Genomic DNA, 14587 nt, shown 5'->3' with positions numbered 1-14587 from the left:
GTGTACTCGCTTATCGGCAGGGAAACAGCGAGCGTTACCAGGTCACGTAGGGTCGGCGAACGTCCCGACGCGCCGGGCCGAGCGGCGCGATATGGCGGTGTGAATTCACCCGGCGTTCACGTCGCCGCCCTCCTTCAGGCCAATCCCTTCAGCATCAGGTTCCAGTACATGAACGGCAGACCGTACTTCTTGAGGTACCAGTACCCGCGGTGCGGCTTGGTCGGGTCCAGCACGGGAAAGGACGGCGTCAGGTTCAGGTCGTAGTCGAACTCCGCGAGCAACATCGAGTGCGATGAGGTGACGATCGGGCAGGAACCGTACCCGTTGTAGCGGGCGCTCAGTGGCCGGCCCTGGAGATATGCCTCGATGTTGTCGACGACCACCGGGGCCTGCTTGCGGATCGCGGCACCGGTCTTGGAGTTCGGTGAGGACCCGGCATCGCCCAGACTGAACACGTTCCGATGGCGCACATGCTGCATGGTGTGCTTGTCGATCTCGACGTATCCGCCGGCCGCACCGGTGGACAGCGGGCTGGACTTGATCCAGTCCGGCGCGGACTGGCGTGGCACGGCGTGCAACACGTCGTAAGGCAGCATGATGTCGGACCCGCCGCCCACGCTGGAGACTCCGACCTTGCGGGAGGCCGCGTCGACGGAGGTCACCTCGGCATTGGTATGCACGGTGATGCCGTAGTCGGCCGCGATCGCATCCAGGTTGTCGGCGATTGCCGGGATCCCGAACAACCGTGGCGTCGGCACCACGAGGTGCACATCGATGTCCTTGAGCACCCCTTGCTTGCGCCAATGGTCGGCGGCGAGGTAGGCGATCTTCTGCGGTGCGCCGGCGCATTTGATCGGCCCCGAGGGCATCATGAACACCGCACTGCCCGAACGCGTATTGCGGATGAACTCCCAGGTACGCGGGGCGAGGTCGAACCGGTAGTTCGAGGACACCCCGTTCGTGCCGAGCGCGTCGGCCAACCCCTCGGTCCGGTCCCAGTCCAGTTGGATACCGGGGCACACGACGAGTACGTCGTACTCGTAGACCGCCCCGTCGGTACAGGTGACCGTGTTGTTGTCCGGGTCGACGGCGGCGGCCGCGTTCTTGATCCAGGTCGCCTGCTTGGGCATCACCGAGTCCTCGGACCGTTCGGTGGTCGACGCTTTTGCCTGGCCGCCGCCGACGAGCGTCCACAGCGGCTGGTAGTAGTGCTTGCTGGAGGGTTCCAGGACGGCGACGTCGGTGTGGCCCTTGCGCAGCAGTCGAGCGGCGACCGAGATGCCGGCGGTGCCGCCGCCGATGATCAGGATGTGATGCTTGGTGGTGGTCATGGTGTGTCGGTTCTTTCTTTCTGCTCAGGCGTTTTGGTGTGTTTCGTCCCAGGCGCCGTAGCCGCCCAGGATGTCGCTGACGTCGGTGAAGCCGTGGGCCCGCAGCAGGCTGGCCGCGACTGAGGATCGGTAGCCGCCGGCGCAGTACACGACGGTGGGGCGCGCGGGGTCCAGTTCAGCGAGTCGGGCGGGCAGCTGACCGACCGGGATGGAGACCGCGCCGGGGATCATCCCGGCGGCGACCTCACCGGGATTGCGCACATCCACGACCTGCAGATCGGCGATCTGGGCGGCCCGCTCATCGAAGGCCTTAGCGGTCAACCGCGACGCCACCTGCACCTGGTCTTGGTGGTCGAACATCACCTCGAACGGCCGCGCCAGATAGCCGATCACCCGGTCGAACCCGATCCGCGCCAACCGTGTCTTGGCTTCGAGTTCCTGGCCGGGTTCGGTGAACAACACGATATCGGCATCGGTGGCGACGACCGACCCGGCGAACTCGGCGTAGCGGCCCTCCAACCCGATATTGACCGCACCCCGCAGGTGCCCCAACGCGAACTCCTCAGGCCCACGCCCGTCGACGAGCACCGCGCCCTTGCTCATGGCGTCGCGCACCTGCGCATAGCTCATCGCGGTCGGCATCTTCGTCTCGTCCAACAACTCACGGTCCTTGCGGTTGAGGATCGCGTCGTAGACGAAATAACTCGGCGCCGGGGGCTGGCCTTCGGTGACCAACGCCATGAACGTTTCCTTGTCCGGGGCCCGCAACGCATAGTTGGTGGCCTTCTGCTCCCCCATCGTCGACCACAACTCCGTGGACAGGTTCTTCCCGCACGCCGACCCCGCACCATGGGCGGGATAGACCCGGGTGGCATCGGGCAGCGTCATCAACTGGGTGTGCAACGAGTCATAGAGCTTGTCGGCCAACTCCTCGCGGGTGAACCCGATCGAGGCCAGCAGATCCGGGCGGCCCACATCACCGATGAACAACGCGTCCCCGGTCAGCACCCCGTAGGGCACCTCATCGCCGGCATGCTCATAGACCACGACCGACAACGACTCCGGGGTGTGTCCCGGGGTGTGGCGGAACTCCAACATCACCTCGCCCAGCGAGTAGCGCTGCCCGTCGTCCACCCCCATCGACACGAACTCGGTCTGCGCGACCGAGGAATACACGATCTTCGCGCCGGTGGCCTTGGCCAGCTCCAGATGCCCGGACAGGAAATCGGCGTGAAAGTGCGTCTCGATCACCAACTCGATGATCACCCCGAGCTCCTTGGCATCGGCCAGATACTCGGCGACATCACGCTGCGGATCGACCACCACCGCACGCCCGGTCGACTCATCAGCGATCAGATACGACGCATGCGACAGGCAATCCAGGTAGTACTGGATGAACTTCATCTCAACAGCCCCTTCGTTATTCGGTAGCGGATACCACCATCTTGGCGATACCCCTATGGGTATGTCAACTACCCCGGGGGGTATGCCATTCCACACTTGACAATACCGGCAGGGGTATATCTAGACTCACGGGTAAACATACCCCTGGCGGTATACGAGGCCAAGGGCCTTTCGTCACCACCAGCCCACCACCGAAAGGACCCGCCATGACCACCCCGGCCACCATCGATTCCCACGACCTGCACCAACTGCTGGGTTCGGCGACCCCGCCGCGGGTCCTCGACGTCCGAACCCCGGGAGAGTTCGAGACCGCCCACATCGCCGGCGCCTACAACGTCCCGCTGGACCTGCTACGCGAACACCGCGACGAGATCATCGGCCACCTCGACCAGGACGTCGTCCTGGTCTGCCGCTCCGGCCAACGCGCCGCCCAGGCTGAAGAAACCCTGCGCACCGCCGGACTGACCAACGTGCACATCCTCGACGGCGGCATCACCGCCTGGGAAACCAACGGCTTCGCCGTCAACCGCGGCGCGCAGCGCTGGGACCTGGAACGCCAAGTCCGTCTCGTCGCCGGCTCCCTCGTGCTCACCGCCGTCCTGGGCAGCATCGCCGCCCCCAAGCTCAAATGGCTGGCCGCCGGCATCGGCGGCGGACTCACCTTCGCCGCGGTCTCCAACACCTGCGCCATGGGCATGCTGCTGGCCAAACTCCCCTACAACCGCCCCACCACCACCTGCGACGCCCAAAGCGTCGTCGCCCAACTCCTCGACGCCAACACCACCACCCAGAAAGTGAGCTGAGCACCATGATTGCCCTCACCATCGGGCTGGCCGTCTTCGTTGGCATCGCCCTCGGACTGCTCGGCGGCGGCGGCTCCATCCTCACCGTCCCGCTGCTGGCCTACGTGGCCGGCATGGACGCCAAGGCGGCCATCGCCACCTCACTTCTCGTGGTCGGCGTCACCAGCGCCATCGGCGCGATCTCCCACGCCCGCGCCGGCCGCGTGCAATGGCGCACCGGCCTGATCTTCGGCGCCGCCGGCATGGCCGGCGCCTACGCCGGGGGCCTGCTGGCCCAATTCATCCCCGGCACGGTCCTGCTCATCGGATTCGCCATCATGATGATCGCCACCGCCATCGCCATGCTGCGCGGCCGCAAAACCGTCGAGGCCACCGACAGCAACGACCACCGGCTCCCGGTACCCAAAATCCTCGCCGAAGGCCTGGTCGTCGGCCTGGTCACCGGCCTCGTCGGCGCCGGCGGCGGATTCCTCGTCGTGCCCGCCCTCGCCCTGCTCGGCGGACTCCCCATGCCCATCGCCGTCGGCACCTCACTGGTCGTGATCGCCATGAAGTCGTTCGCCGGCTTAGCCGGGTACCTGTCCAGCGTCCAGATCAACTGGACGGTGGCACTGGGGGTGACCGCCGCGGCCGTCGTGGGTGCGCTCCTCGGCGCCCGACTCACCGCCATCATCAACCCCGACGCCCTCCGCAAAACCTTCGGCTGGTTCGTCCTGGCCATGTCCTCGGTCATTTTGGCCCAGGAAATCCACCTGGCCGTGGGCTTGGCCGCGGCAGCGCTGACCATCATCGCGGCGGCCATGACCTACGCCTGCACCCGGAAGAACTTCTGCCCACTGCGGCGAATCGTGGCGGCTTCGAGCTCACGACGGGCCGCCGCGTCGTAACGGCGAGGAATACCCCCGCGGGTACCATGGCTGTACTGTCCGTAGAGAGGAGCAACACCCATGGTTGGTGACGAAGACGCTATCGCCGCAGTGCTCAACAGGCTGCGTCGGGCGCAGGGACAACTCGCCGGAGTGATCTCGATGATCGAACAGGGCCGCGACTGCAAGGACGTCGTGACGCAACTGGCGGCCGTATCGCGGGCCTTGGACCGCGCCGGATTCAAGATTGTCGCCACCGGAATGCGGGAATGCCTGACGGGTGAGGCTCAGGACGGCCAACAGCCGATGACCGAAGCCGAACTGGAGAAGTTGTTCATGGCGCTCGCTTGATCAGGAGGTAGATATGAGTTACGCATTGTCGACAACGCTGCACACCACGTTCGACGAAGCTGTGGAGCGCACCCGAAAGGCACTGGCCGATCAAGGTTTCGGGGTACTTACCGAGATCGACATGAAGACCACCCTGAAAGCGAAGCTGGGTGAGGACATCGAGGACTATCTGATCCTCGGGGCGTGCAATCCTCCGCTGGCACACCGTGCGGTTTCCGCCGACCGCCAAATCGGCCTGCTGCTGCCGTGCAACGTCGCCGTGCGTGCCGGCGCCGATGCCGACACGGTCATCGTCGATGCGATGGACCCGCAGGTGATGGTGCAACTCTCCGACGGACCCGGCATTGGCGAGGTCGCCGCCGAAGCCGCCGCCAAGTTGCAGGCCGCGCTGGACGCCCTGGCGGATGAACGCCGATGACGTTGCCGCACAGCCAGTTGACGACGTCCACCGAGATCGACGTGGCCATCATCGAGACGTCCGGATTGGGTGACCGCAGCTACCTGATCGGCGCCGAGGGTATCGCCGTCGTGATCGACCCGCAGCGCGATATCGATCGCGTCCTCGACCTGGCCCGCGCACGCGGGGTACGCATCACCCACGTCCTGGAGACACATATCCACAACGACTACGTCACCGGTGGCCTGGAACTGTCACGGACCGTCGGCGCCGAGTACGTGGTGCCCACCGGCGATGAGGTCGGCTATCAGCGACGCGCGGTCGGGGATGGCGATGTGATCGCGGCGGGCCCCCTCCGGTTGCAGGTCATGCACACCCCCGGCCATACCCACAATCACGTCAGCTACGTGCTCCATGACGCTGCCGGGACGGTCGCCGGCGTGTTCACCGGAGGGTCGATGCTGCACGGGACCACCGGGCGTACCGACCTGCTGGGCTCCGAGCACACCGAGGAGCTCACGCACGCGCAGTTCCGTTCGGTGCGCCGGCTCGCAGCCGAATTGCCGGATCACACTCAGGTCTACCCGACGCATGGGTTCGGCAGCTTCTGCTCGGCGACCCCGGCCAGCGGCGACGCATCGACCATCGCCGATCAGCGGCAGGACAATCCGGCCCTCACCCAGGACGAGCAGAGCTATGTCGACCAGCTGATCGCAGGCCTGGCGGCCTATCCGGCGTACTACGCGCACATGGGCGTGATCAACACCCAAGGGCCCGATCCGGTGGATCTGTCGCTTCCGCAGCCGGTGGACGCGCGGGAGTTGCGTCGCCGCATCGGCGCCGGCGAGTGGGTCGTGGACCTCCGCAACCGGACCGCTTTCGCCGCCGGCCACCTCGGCGGCACCCTGGGCTTCGAACTCTCGGATTCGTTTGTCACCTACCTCGGATGGCTCTACTCCTGGGGTTCGCCGCTGACCCTCATCGGTGATGACCAGTCCCAGATCGCGGATGCTCGGCGCGAACTCGCGCGCATCGGCGTCGACAACCTGACCGGGTCGGCTGTGGACGATATCCGTTCGTTGACCGGCGACGAGCCACTACGGTCCTATCGGGTCGCGGACTTCGCCGATCTTGCCGAGGCCCTGCGCACCCACGACCTCTCCGTGCTCGATGTTCGGCAAACCGGCGAGTTCGCCGACGGTCACGTTCCCGGGGCACTCAATATTCCGCTGCACGAAATCACCGTTCGCCTGGGTGAAATCCCCGTCGGTGAGGTGTGGGTGCACTGCGCCTCCGGGTACCGCTCGTCCATCGCCGCGTCCTTGATCGACCGGGATGACCGCACGGTGGTCCTCGTCGACGACGGCTTTGATCGAGCCGAAGAGCTGGGTTTGGTTCGTTAGCCCAGCGCCATCGAATACAGCAGGGCGACAACGACCGCGGTGGCGAAGGCGATGGTGGCGCCCCCGATCAGCAGGATCAGGTTGTGCGCAGCGGGTATGACGATCCGCCCCGCCACGACCGGACTCGTCCTGATCTGCCGCGACCGCCGGTAGCCGAGGGCCAGGACGAGCAACGCGAGCAGCGTCGCCATCAGCGCCAGGACCACCCGGCCCGGTCCGAGCGGGCCGTGCTGTCGTAGTAGCACCAACGCGCCGCCCACCAGGAACCCGAAGGCGCTTCTCTCCCAGGACAACAACGTGCGCTCGGCAGGCAACCCGGGCTTCCAGGGCTCTCGGCGCGCCATGTCACCCCCGCGCCGGCGGCCAGACGACCAAGATCACCAGAACCGCGACGGTGACGACGAAAATCGCGCCACCGAGCAGCGCCGGCACCCGCGTGGCGGGTAGGTCCTCGTGCCGGCGCATCGCTACCTGCACGCGCTGCCAGCGCCGCACCGCCAGTGCCGCCAACAGCCCACCGCCGGCGGTCAGCACCACGCTCAGGCCGTGCCGCACGCCGGGGATCCCGAAGGACGGCACGAACTGAACGACGGCGATGCCACCGGCGATCAACGCCAGCGCCGTTCGAATCCACGCCAGAAAGGTCCGCTCGTTGGCCAGCGTGAAGCGATAGTCGGGCTCCTCCTCGACGGCAGGACCGCCCGTGCACCGATCGTCGTCGGCTGAGCTCATCGGCACACCCATCCTCGGGGACACATTGGGTGCGAGCGTACTCCGGGAAGCCCGCGACAACTCGGCGTTCCGTTCACGCGGCGGCGAACCGCATGCGTAGTCCATCGACAAAGGCGGTCAGCGCGAGTTCGAAGCTGGCCGTGTCGATTTCACTGGCCTTCGCACGCAGCAGATGCGCCTGGTCCATGTGCGGGTAGCGGTCGCGGTACACCTGGACATCGTCGACGAAACCGCGCGAGAAGGAACCGACGGTCGATCCCAGCACCAGCGAACGGGTGGCGGCGCCGATCAGAGTCGCCTCCCGAGGCGGCCAGCCCGCCCGCACCAGGCCGCCGTGCACGGAATCCGCGATGCGCAGACTCTCGTCGCGCTGGCCGGGGCCGCCGGCCAGGAACGGCACCATGTTTGGGTGCGATACCAGCGCCGCGCGGTAGGAGCGTGCCCAGGCGGCCAGCGCGACGGGCCAGTTCTCGTCGGCATCGAAGGCCGAGGTGTCCACGGTGGTCACGATCAGACTGGCGACATCGTCGAGGACTTCGTCCTTGGTCGAGTAGTGCTTGTACAGCGAGGCCGCCTGCACGCCGAGTTCGCCGGCGAGTTTGCGCATGGACAATTCCCCGAGCCCGGATCGGTCGATGATCATCAGTGCGCTGTCGCGGATGCGCTCGCGACTGAGTACGCGGGGTCTGCCCAAGTCCTCACCTCCCGCGATTGCTCAAGTAAACGCCGTTAGCTTATAGTGGTTGTCAATAGCTAACACTGTTCGCTAAAGGAGAGGCACCGATGCAGAGGACCGTCTACAACCAGGAACACGAAGACTTCCGCGCGATGATCCGGGACTTCATCGCCGCCGAGGTCGTGCCGGTATACGACGAGTGGTTCGAGGCCGGCATCGCCCCTCGCGATTTCTACTACAAGCTCGGCGAATTGGGCATCTTCGGTATCGAGATCCCCACCGAGTACGGCGGGTCAGGGATCGACTCCTACAAATTCCAGGCCATCGTCACCGAGGAGTTGTCCCGGGCCGCGGTGTCCTTCGGCGGGTCCAGCGTGCACATCGGACTGTGCCTGCCCTACCTCAAGGCGCTTGCCACCGAGGAACAGAAGCAGCGTTGGTACCCCGGCATGATGTCCGGCGAGATCATGTTCGCCATCGCCATGACCGAGCCGGGAACCGGCTCGGATCTGGCCGGAATGCGGACCACCGCAAAACCTTCCGGAGATGGCACGCACTACGTGCTCAATGGCTCCAAGACCTTCATCACCGGCGGCGTACACGCCGACCGGGTCATCGTCTGCGCACGCACCGCCGCACCACGCGAGGACGACCGCCGCTACGGCATCTCGCTGCTGGTGGTCGACACGAAGTCCGCCGGCTACGAGGTGGGCCGCAAGCTCGACAAGCTAGGACTGCGGACCAGCGATACCGCCGAACTCAACTTCGTCGACGTCAAGGTGCCCGTCGAGGACGTCCTGGGCGAGCTCCACATGGGCTTTTCGTATCTGGGCCAGAATCTGCCCCGCGAACGCCTGGCCATCGCGGTCGGCGCCTACGCCCAGGCCAAGGCTGCCGTCGCCTTCGCCGCCCAATACACCAAGGACCGCACCGTATTCGGGAAACCGGTTGCGGCGTTCCAGAACACCAAATTCGAACTGGCGGCCTGCAAGGCCGATGTCGACGCGGCCGAGGCCGTCGTCGACCGCGCCATGGAAGCCCATGACCGTGACGAACTGACCCCGGCCGACGCCGCCGCGGCAAAACTCTTCTGCACCGATATCGCCGCCAAGGTCATCGACCGTTGCCTGCAGCTGCACGGCGGCTACGGCTACATCAACGAGTACCCGATCGCCCGGCTCTACGCCGACAACCGGGTCAGCCGCATCTACGGCGGTACCAGTGAGGTGATGAAGATGATCATCGCCAAGGACATGGGCCTCTAGCGCACGAGTGCCACCTCCGGCATTGTTGCCGGCATCACACCGGCGGCCCGGCACCACCAGGGTCACAGTCCGGCGATGAGCGCAAAGTTGTTGTCCTGTGGTGCACTTGGCCGATGATCACGGTGCCACCCGCCGACCAGATCGACGAGACGGACGACGGTCCGACCAACGATCCAAGGGAACCGCCCTACCGCACCGCGGGCACGGTACTGCTGTTGATCGTTGCGCTGGTGTTCGGGCTGAGCTGGGCGCTGTTCCGCGGTTACTTCGACACCAATGTCACGGTGGTGTTGATGGCCGAGCGCGCCGGTCTGTCCATGGACCCCGGTTCCAAGGTGACCTTCAACGGCGTCCCGATCGGCCGGCTGGTATCCACGGACGTGGCGACCGACGGAGGACACACACGGGCGAAGCTGACGCTGGACGTCAAACCGCAGTATCTGCCCCTGGTTCCGGCCAATGTCGACGCGCAACTGCGGGCGACAACGGTTTTCGGCAACAAGTACATCTCGTTCCTGTCGCCGGCGCATCCATCCCGGGACAGCCTCGCCCCGAATGCGGTCATCAACGCCACGGCAACAACCACCGAGTTCAACACCGTGTTCGAGACCATCATGGGCATAGCCGAGCAGGTGGACCCGGTGAAGCTGAATGCGACCCTGACAGCGACCGCGCAGGCGCTCAACGGCCTGGGCGACGAGTTCGGCCGGGCGCTCGTCGACGGTAACGTCGTGCTGAGTGAGTTCAATTCCCTTATGCCGCAACTCCGCCGAGATATCATCGGGTTGGCCGACCTGTCGACGATCTACGCCGACTCCGCGGCAGACCTGTTCGACGGGCTCGACCATGCCACGATCGGTGCGCACACCATCAACACCGAGCGGGCGACCGTCGATGCTGCGCTGATGGCGGCGGTCGGCTTCGCCGATACCGCCTCCGAGGTGTTCGAGCGTGGCGGCCCGTGCGCGGCGCACAAGATCTGTTGCCGACGAGCGCCTTATTGGACTACTACAGTCCGCAGCTGCTGTGCACCCTGCGCAACTACAGCGATGTCGCTCCCCGCTTCGCGGAGATGCTCGGCGGCAACGGCTATTCGCTCAGGCTGCGGAATGAGTTGGTGGGGGCGGCCAATCGCTATGTGTTCCCGGACAATCTTCCCCGGATCAACGCCCGCGGCGGACCCGGCGGGCGCCCCGGATGTTGGCAGCCGATCACCCGGGACCTGTTCCCGATGCCCTACCTGGTGATGGACACCGGTGCCAGCATCGCGCCGTACAACCACTTCGAGATCGGTCAACCGCTGGCGTCCGAGTACGTGTGGGGCCGTCAGGCCGGGGAAGACACCATCAACCCGTGACGCTAGGCCTTCCCGGTACGCTCCCGGTGCTTGCACCCGGGCCAGCAGCAGGGGCGACGCTGGCCTTCCTCGAGCTCCTCCTGCGTCCGGCGGATGCGGCGTTCGCGGGTCTTCTCCTGTTTGGCATCCTCGACCCAGCAGATGAATTCGTTGCGCGCCAGCGGCGTGATGTCCTTCCAGGCCACCAGCGCCGTGTCGTTGGCCAGCAGTGCGGCGCGCAGATCCGCCGGCATCCGGTGTACCACCCCACCCGGAATCCGTTGAGTCGTCACCACCTGAGGATAGTGCCTGATTACCGGCCGAAGCCGGCGTTTCGCAGTGCATCCGCCATCGACCCGCTGGGCGCCGCGGACTCGCGGCGGCCGGAGTTCTTGGCACGGTTTTGGTTTCGGGGTTGGCTACCACCCCGGTTGCGATCGGCTGGCTTGCCGGCCTGCTTCGGTTTGCCCGCACCCGGAGTGTCGTTGAGACGCAACGACAATCCGATCCGCTGACGGTCGACGTCGACCTCGAGTACCTTCACCTTCACCACCTGACCGGACTTGACCACCTCGTGCGGGTCGGAGACGAAACGATCCGCCAAGGCGGACACGTGCACCAGTCCATCCTGGTGCACGCCGATATCGACGAAGGCCCCGAAGGCCGCCACGTTGGTGACCACCCCCTCAAGCACCATGCCGACCTTGAGATCCGCGACCTTCTCCACCCCGGCGGCGAAGGTCGCGGTGGTGAACGCCGGGCGCGGGTCGCGCCCCGGCTTCTCCAGCTCGGCGAGGATATCGGTGACCGTCGGGATCCCGAATCGTTCGTCGGCGATATCGGCGGGTCTGATCGCACGGAGCATCCGCTCGCTACCGATCAGTTCGGCCAGCGTGACCCCTTTGCGGTCCAAGATGCGGTGCACCACCGGATAGGCCTCGGGATGCACGCCGGAGGCGTCCAACGGGTCCTCCCCATCGGTGATCCGCAGGAATCCGGCACACTGCTCGAAAGCCTTGGGCCCCAAGCGAGGAACCTCTAGCAACGCGCTGCGGTTGCGGAACGGACCGGTGTTCTCCCGGTGTGCCACGATGGCCTCGGCCAACGAGTCGGTCACCCCCGACACCCGGGCCAGCAGCGGTACCGACGCGGTGTTGAGGTCGACACCGACAGCGTTCACGGCGTCCTCGACAACGGCGTTGAGGCTGCGCGCCAACGTGCCCGGGGAGACATCGTGCTGATACTGGCCAACGCCGATCGACTTGGGTTCGATCTTCACCAGTTCGGCCAGGGGGTCCTGCAGCCGGCGTGCGATCGACACCGCGCCGCGCAGCGTGACGTCGAGCTGCGGCAGCTCGTGCGCGGCGTAGGCCGACGCAGAGTACACCGACGCTCCGGCCTCGCTGACCATCGCCTTGACCGGCGGGTTCGCTCCGGTCGAGCGGATATCGGCGATCAGTTCGGCGGCCAGCGCATCGGTCTCCCGCGATGCGGTGCCGTTGCCGACGGCGATCAGCTCGACCCCGTGCCGGGCGACCAGCGCGGCCAAGGTCGCCTTGGCGGCATCCCACTGCTTCTGCGGCTGGTGCGGGAAGATCGCGCAGGTGTCGACGACCTTGCCGGTGCCGTCCACCACCGCCACCTTCACCCCCGTCCGGAAGCCGGGATCCAGCCCGAGGGTGGTACGGGTTCCGGCCGGAGCGGCCAACAGCAGGTCCTTCAGATTGCGGGCGAAAACGGCGACCGCGTCGTCCTCGGCGCGGTGCCGCAGCCGCAGCCGGGCATCGACGGCGGCCGAGATCATCAGCTTGGTGCGCCAGGCCAGCCGCACCGTGGTGGCCAGCCAACCGGTGGCGGCGGCGTCGGCGGCGGTCATGTCGATGCCCAGGCTCCGCGCGATACGCGCCTGATAGGCCAGTTCGTCTCCGCCGTCGAAGTTCAGCGCGAGAATCTGTTCCTTCTCACCGCGCATGACGGCCAGGACCCGGTGCGAAGGCATCTTCTCCAGCGGCTCGGAGTATTCGAAATAGTCTCGGAACTTCTGTCCCGCCGGGCTTTTGGCCGCTTCCTCGGACCACGGCGCGGTCCGAAGTGTGCCCTCGTTCCAGAACGTGGTCCGCACCTCACCGACCAGCTCGGCGTCCTCGGCGGCACGTTCGATCAGAATGTGCCGGGCACCATCGAGTGCGGCGGCAGCGTCGGCGACGTGCTCACCGACGAACTCGGCGGCGACGGTCTCCGGCGCCAGGGTGGGATCGGCGACCAGCCGGTCGGCCAACGGCTCCAGGCCGGCCTCGCGGGCGATCTGCGCCTTGGTCCGGCGCTTCGGCTTGTACGGCAGGTAGATGTCCTCGATGCGCGCCTTGGTGTCCGCCGCCAACAGCGCCGCGCGCAGTTCGTCGGTGAGCTTGCCCTGCTCCTCGATGGACGCCAACACCGCCTCACGCCGCTGGTCCATCTCCCGCAGGTAGGACAGCCGCTCCTCCAAGGTGCGCAACTGCCCGTCATCGAGGCTGCCGGTCACCTCCTTGCGGTACCTGGCGATGAACGGCACCGTGGCACCCTCGTCGAGCAGTCGCACAGCGGCGGCCACCTGCCCTTCGGCAACAGCCAGTTCCTCAGCGAGACGGGCATTTACAGATGTGCTGATCCCCACGGGCGCGCTCGACGTCACCCGGAGACCCTATCGAACGTCGCCGACAAGACCGCGCCGGCCGGCGCACCCGCGCGCCGCCAGCACCGCGACCAGGAAACCGGCCAGCGGCACCCAACCGTCGACACCGGCCAGTCCGTTCTTCGCGACCAGCAGCATCGACACACCGGCCACGCAGACCAGTACCCCGGCCGCGATCGAACGCACGCCGGTCGCACCGACGGCGTCATCCCACCACGGCAGCCTGCGGTGCTCCAGCGGAGACAGCAGCAGGAACGTCGCGAGCATCACGACCGCGAACACCGCGGCCCGCAGGGCCAGCAGCGCCCAGAAATCCGGGGCGTGCACATCCCAGGCGTCCAGGCCGAACGCGTTGAGGGTGAACGCCGCGACGGCGATGGCCGGAATGTGCCAGAGGTAGAGCGTCATCGCGCCGGAGTTGCCGACGGCCACGACATACCAGACCCGCGGACGTTCGGCCACGCGTTCGACGATCCCGGCGATCGCCACGAAGGCACACGACATCCAGACGCAGTGCATCGCGAGCAGCACCGTCGGCGGCGACACATTGGACACCCCGTCGCTGCTGCCGTTGGTGACGAGCGCGACCTCGTAGGGCCCGTACACGACGAGCACCACCTGGACGATCAGCGCCACCGCCGCGATGGCCAGCGCCGCCGGTACCCGGATCAGGCGGCGGGCGTAGCCCACGCCGATCACGACCGGGATCAGCCACACCACCACGAAGTTCAGCACCCCGGCATCGGCGGAGCCCACCGCGAAGCGCACCTGGTCGATCAGCGCAGCGGCCACCACCAGCGCCGCGGTCACCGCCGCGACCCCGCCCGGCCGGCGCAACCGGGTCAGGGCCGGCACGAAGGCGATGACCAGGAGGTAGACGCCGAGAAACCACAGCAGCGCCACACACTCGCGCCCGAGCCGGTCGGCGGACTCCGCTCCGAGCGTCAGCCGCGCCACCAGCAGGGCCGCCGTCCAGAACGCCAGGTACCAGAACACCGGCCGGCACAGCCGCTGCGTGCGGCCGACCAGCCAGCTGCCCCAGGTCTTACCGGACGCCGAACCGTCGGGATGCCAGCCGTAGGCGCCGGCCGCACCGCCGGCGAAGAAGAACAGTGGCATCACCTGCACGGCCCAGGTGATCGGCGCCAGGTGTGGCAGCTCACCCAGGATGTTCCCGATCCGCAGGCCACCCTCGTCGATGGTGGCCAGCAGCAGCGCGCAATGCCCGAACATGACCGTCACCAGTGCGGACAGCCGAGCGACATCGATGGCGCGGTCGCGGCCGGGCGCGGGGGTCGCGACACTGTCGCGAGCGGGAAGCAGGTTGGGCAGCGGCATGGGTACAGCGT

General features: G+C 66.8%; 14 protein-coding genes and 1 pseudogene. 7 read left to right on the top strand and 8 right to left on the bottom strand.

The window, feature by feature from the left end; genetic code table 11:
* Positions 1 to 134 precede the first annotated feature (134 nt).
* Together A7U43_RS14890 and A7U43_RS14885 are read right to left on the bottom strand one after the other, a co-directional pair.
* Positions 135 to 1331 carry an NAD(P)/FAD-dependent oxidoreductase gene (locus A7U43_RS14890; RefSeq protein WP_067996591.1) on the bottom strand — a complete coding sequence of 399 codons (1197 nt, stop codon included), beginning with the start codon at positions 1329 to 1331 and terminating at the stop codon, positions 135 to 137.
* Positions 1332 to 1355: 24 nt separating this feature from the next.
* Positions 1356 to 2735: an MBL fold metallo-hydrolase gene (locus A7U43_RS14885; RefSeq protein ID WP_067996588.1), complete on the bottom strand. Its 1380-nt coding sequence runs from the start codon at positions 2733 to 2735 to the stop codon at positions 1356 to 1358.
* Positions 2736 to 2941: 206 nt separating this feature from the next.
* Here A7U43_RS14885 and A7U43_RS14880 point away from each other — a divergent pair, with 206 nt between their 5' ends.
* From A7U43_RS14880 to A7U43_RS14860, 5 genes are read left to right on the top strand one after another with little or no spacing between them, the layout of a single operon-like run.
* Positions 2942 to 3538, top strand: coding sequence for a rhodanese-like domain-containing protein (locus tag A7U43_RS14880; protein ID WP_067996585.1), 597 nt, complete (start codon positions 2942 to 2944; stop codon positions 3536 to 3538).
* Positions 3539 to 3543: 5 nt separating this feature from the next.
* The gene (locus tag A7U43_RS14875; RefSeq protein WP_067996581.1) at positions 3544 to 4425 is read left to right on the top strand and encodes a sulfite exporter TauE/SafE family protein; all 882 of its coding nucleotides are present in this window, start codon (positions 3544 to 3546) and stop codon (positions 4423 to 4425) included.
* A 60-nt stretch (positions 4426 to 4485) separates the two neighbouring features.
* Positions 4486 to 4755: a metal-sensitive transcriptional regulator gene (locus A7U43_RS14870; protein WP_067996578.1), complete on the top strand. Its 270-nt coding sequence runs from the start codon at positions 4486 to 4488 to the stop codon at positions 4753 to 4755.
* A 13-nt stretch (positions 4756 to 4768) separates the two neighbouring features.
* A complete protein-coding gene (locus tag A7U43_RS14865) occupies positions 4769 to 5173 on the top strand; it encodes a DUF302 domain-containing protein (RefSeq protein ID WP_067996577.1) in 405 nt (134 codons plus the stop codon).
* Between the two features lie 35 nt (positions 5174 to 5208).
* A complete protein-coding gene (locus tag A7U43_RS14860) occupies positions 5209 to 6555 on the top strand; it encodes an MBL fold metallo-hydrolase (protein ID WP_068002769.1) in 1347 nt (448 codons plus the stop codon).
* On the opposite strand, the gene A7U43_RS14855 is transcribed toward A7U43_RS14860, so the two are convergent.
* From A7U43_RS14855 to A7U43_RS14845, 3 genes are all read right to left on the bottom strand, one after another.
* On the bottom strand, positions 6552 to 6899 hold the full coding sequence (locus A7U43_RS14855) for a DUF202 domain-containing protein (protein WP_067996574.1): 348 nt from the start codon (positions 6897 to 6899) through the stop codon (positions 6552 to 6554). The two genes, A7U43_RS14860 and A7U43_RS14855, sit on opposite strands and share 4 nt — an antisense overlap.
* Position 6900: 1 nt before the next feature.
* Positions 6901 to 7287 carry a YidH family protein gene (locus tag A7U43_RS14850; protein WP_068002765.1) on the bottom strand — a complete coding sequence of 129 codons (387 nt, stop codon included), beginning with the start codon at positions 7285 to 7287 and terminating at the stop codon, positions 6901 to 6903.
* A gap of 73 nt (positions 7288 to 7360) precedes the next feature.
* A complete protein-coding gene (locus A7U43_RS14845) occupies positions 7361 to 7981 on the bottom strand; it encodes a TetR/AcrR family transcriptional regulator (RefSeq protein WP_067996572.1) in 621 nt (206 codons plus the stop codon).
* 89 nt (positions 7982 to 8070) lie between these two features.
* On the opposite strand from A7U43_RS14845, the gene A7U43_RS14840 reads away from it, so the two are divergent.
* Complete coding sequence (locus A7U43_RS14840; protein WP_067996569.1) at positions 8071 to 9228, top strand: acyl-CoA dehydrogenase family protein; 1158 nt, start codon at positions 8071 to 8073, stop codon at positions 9226 to 9228.
* A gap of 113 nt (positions 9229 to 9341) precedes the next feature.
* Positions 9342 to 10585 (top strand): annotated as a pseudogene (locus A7U43_RS14835) (MCE family protein).
* Positions 10586 to 10587: 2 nt separating this feature from the next.
* Here the strand turns inward: A7U43_RS14835 and A7U43_RS14830 are convergent.
* The 3 genes from A7U43_RS14830 to A7U43_RS14820 are packed head-to-tail and all read right to left on the bottom strand — an operon-like array spanning position 10588 to position 14576.
* Complete coding sequence (locus A7U43_RS14830) at positions 10588 to 10857, bottom strand: YdeI/OmpD-associated family protein (protein WP_068002762.1); 270 nt, start codon at positions 10855 to 10857, stop codon at positions 10588 to 10590.
* 20 nt (positions 10858 to 10877) lie between these two features.
* The gene (locus A7U43_RS14825) at positions 10878 to 13238 is read right to left on the bottom strand and encodes a Tex family protein (RefSeq protein ID WP_067996565.1); all 2361 of its coding nucleotides are present in this window, start codon (positions 13236 to 13238) and stop codon (positions 10878 to 10880) included.
* A 9-nt stretch (positions 13239 to 13247) separates the two neighbouring features.
* Entirely contained in the window at positions 13248 to 14576 is a 1329-nt protein-coding gene (locus tag A7U43_RS14820) for an acyltransferase family protein (RefSeq protein WP_067996562.1), read from the bottom strand.
* Between the last annotated feature and the right edge of the window lie 11 nt (positions 14577 to 14587).

This window comes from Mycobacterium adipatum (assembly GCF_001644575.1).
In the GTDB taxonomy this organism is placed as follows: Bacteria; Actinomycetota; Actinomycetes; order Mycobacteriales; family Mycobacteriaceae; genus Mycobacterium; species Mycobacterium adipatum.
The sequence above is the reverse complement of the archived record's forward strand: the minus strand, read 5'-3'. Positions and strand labels throughout refer to the sequence as shown.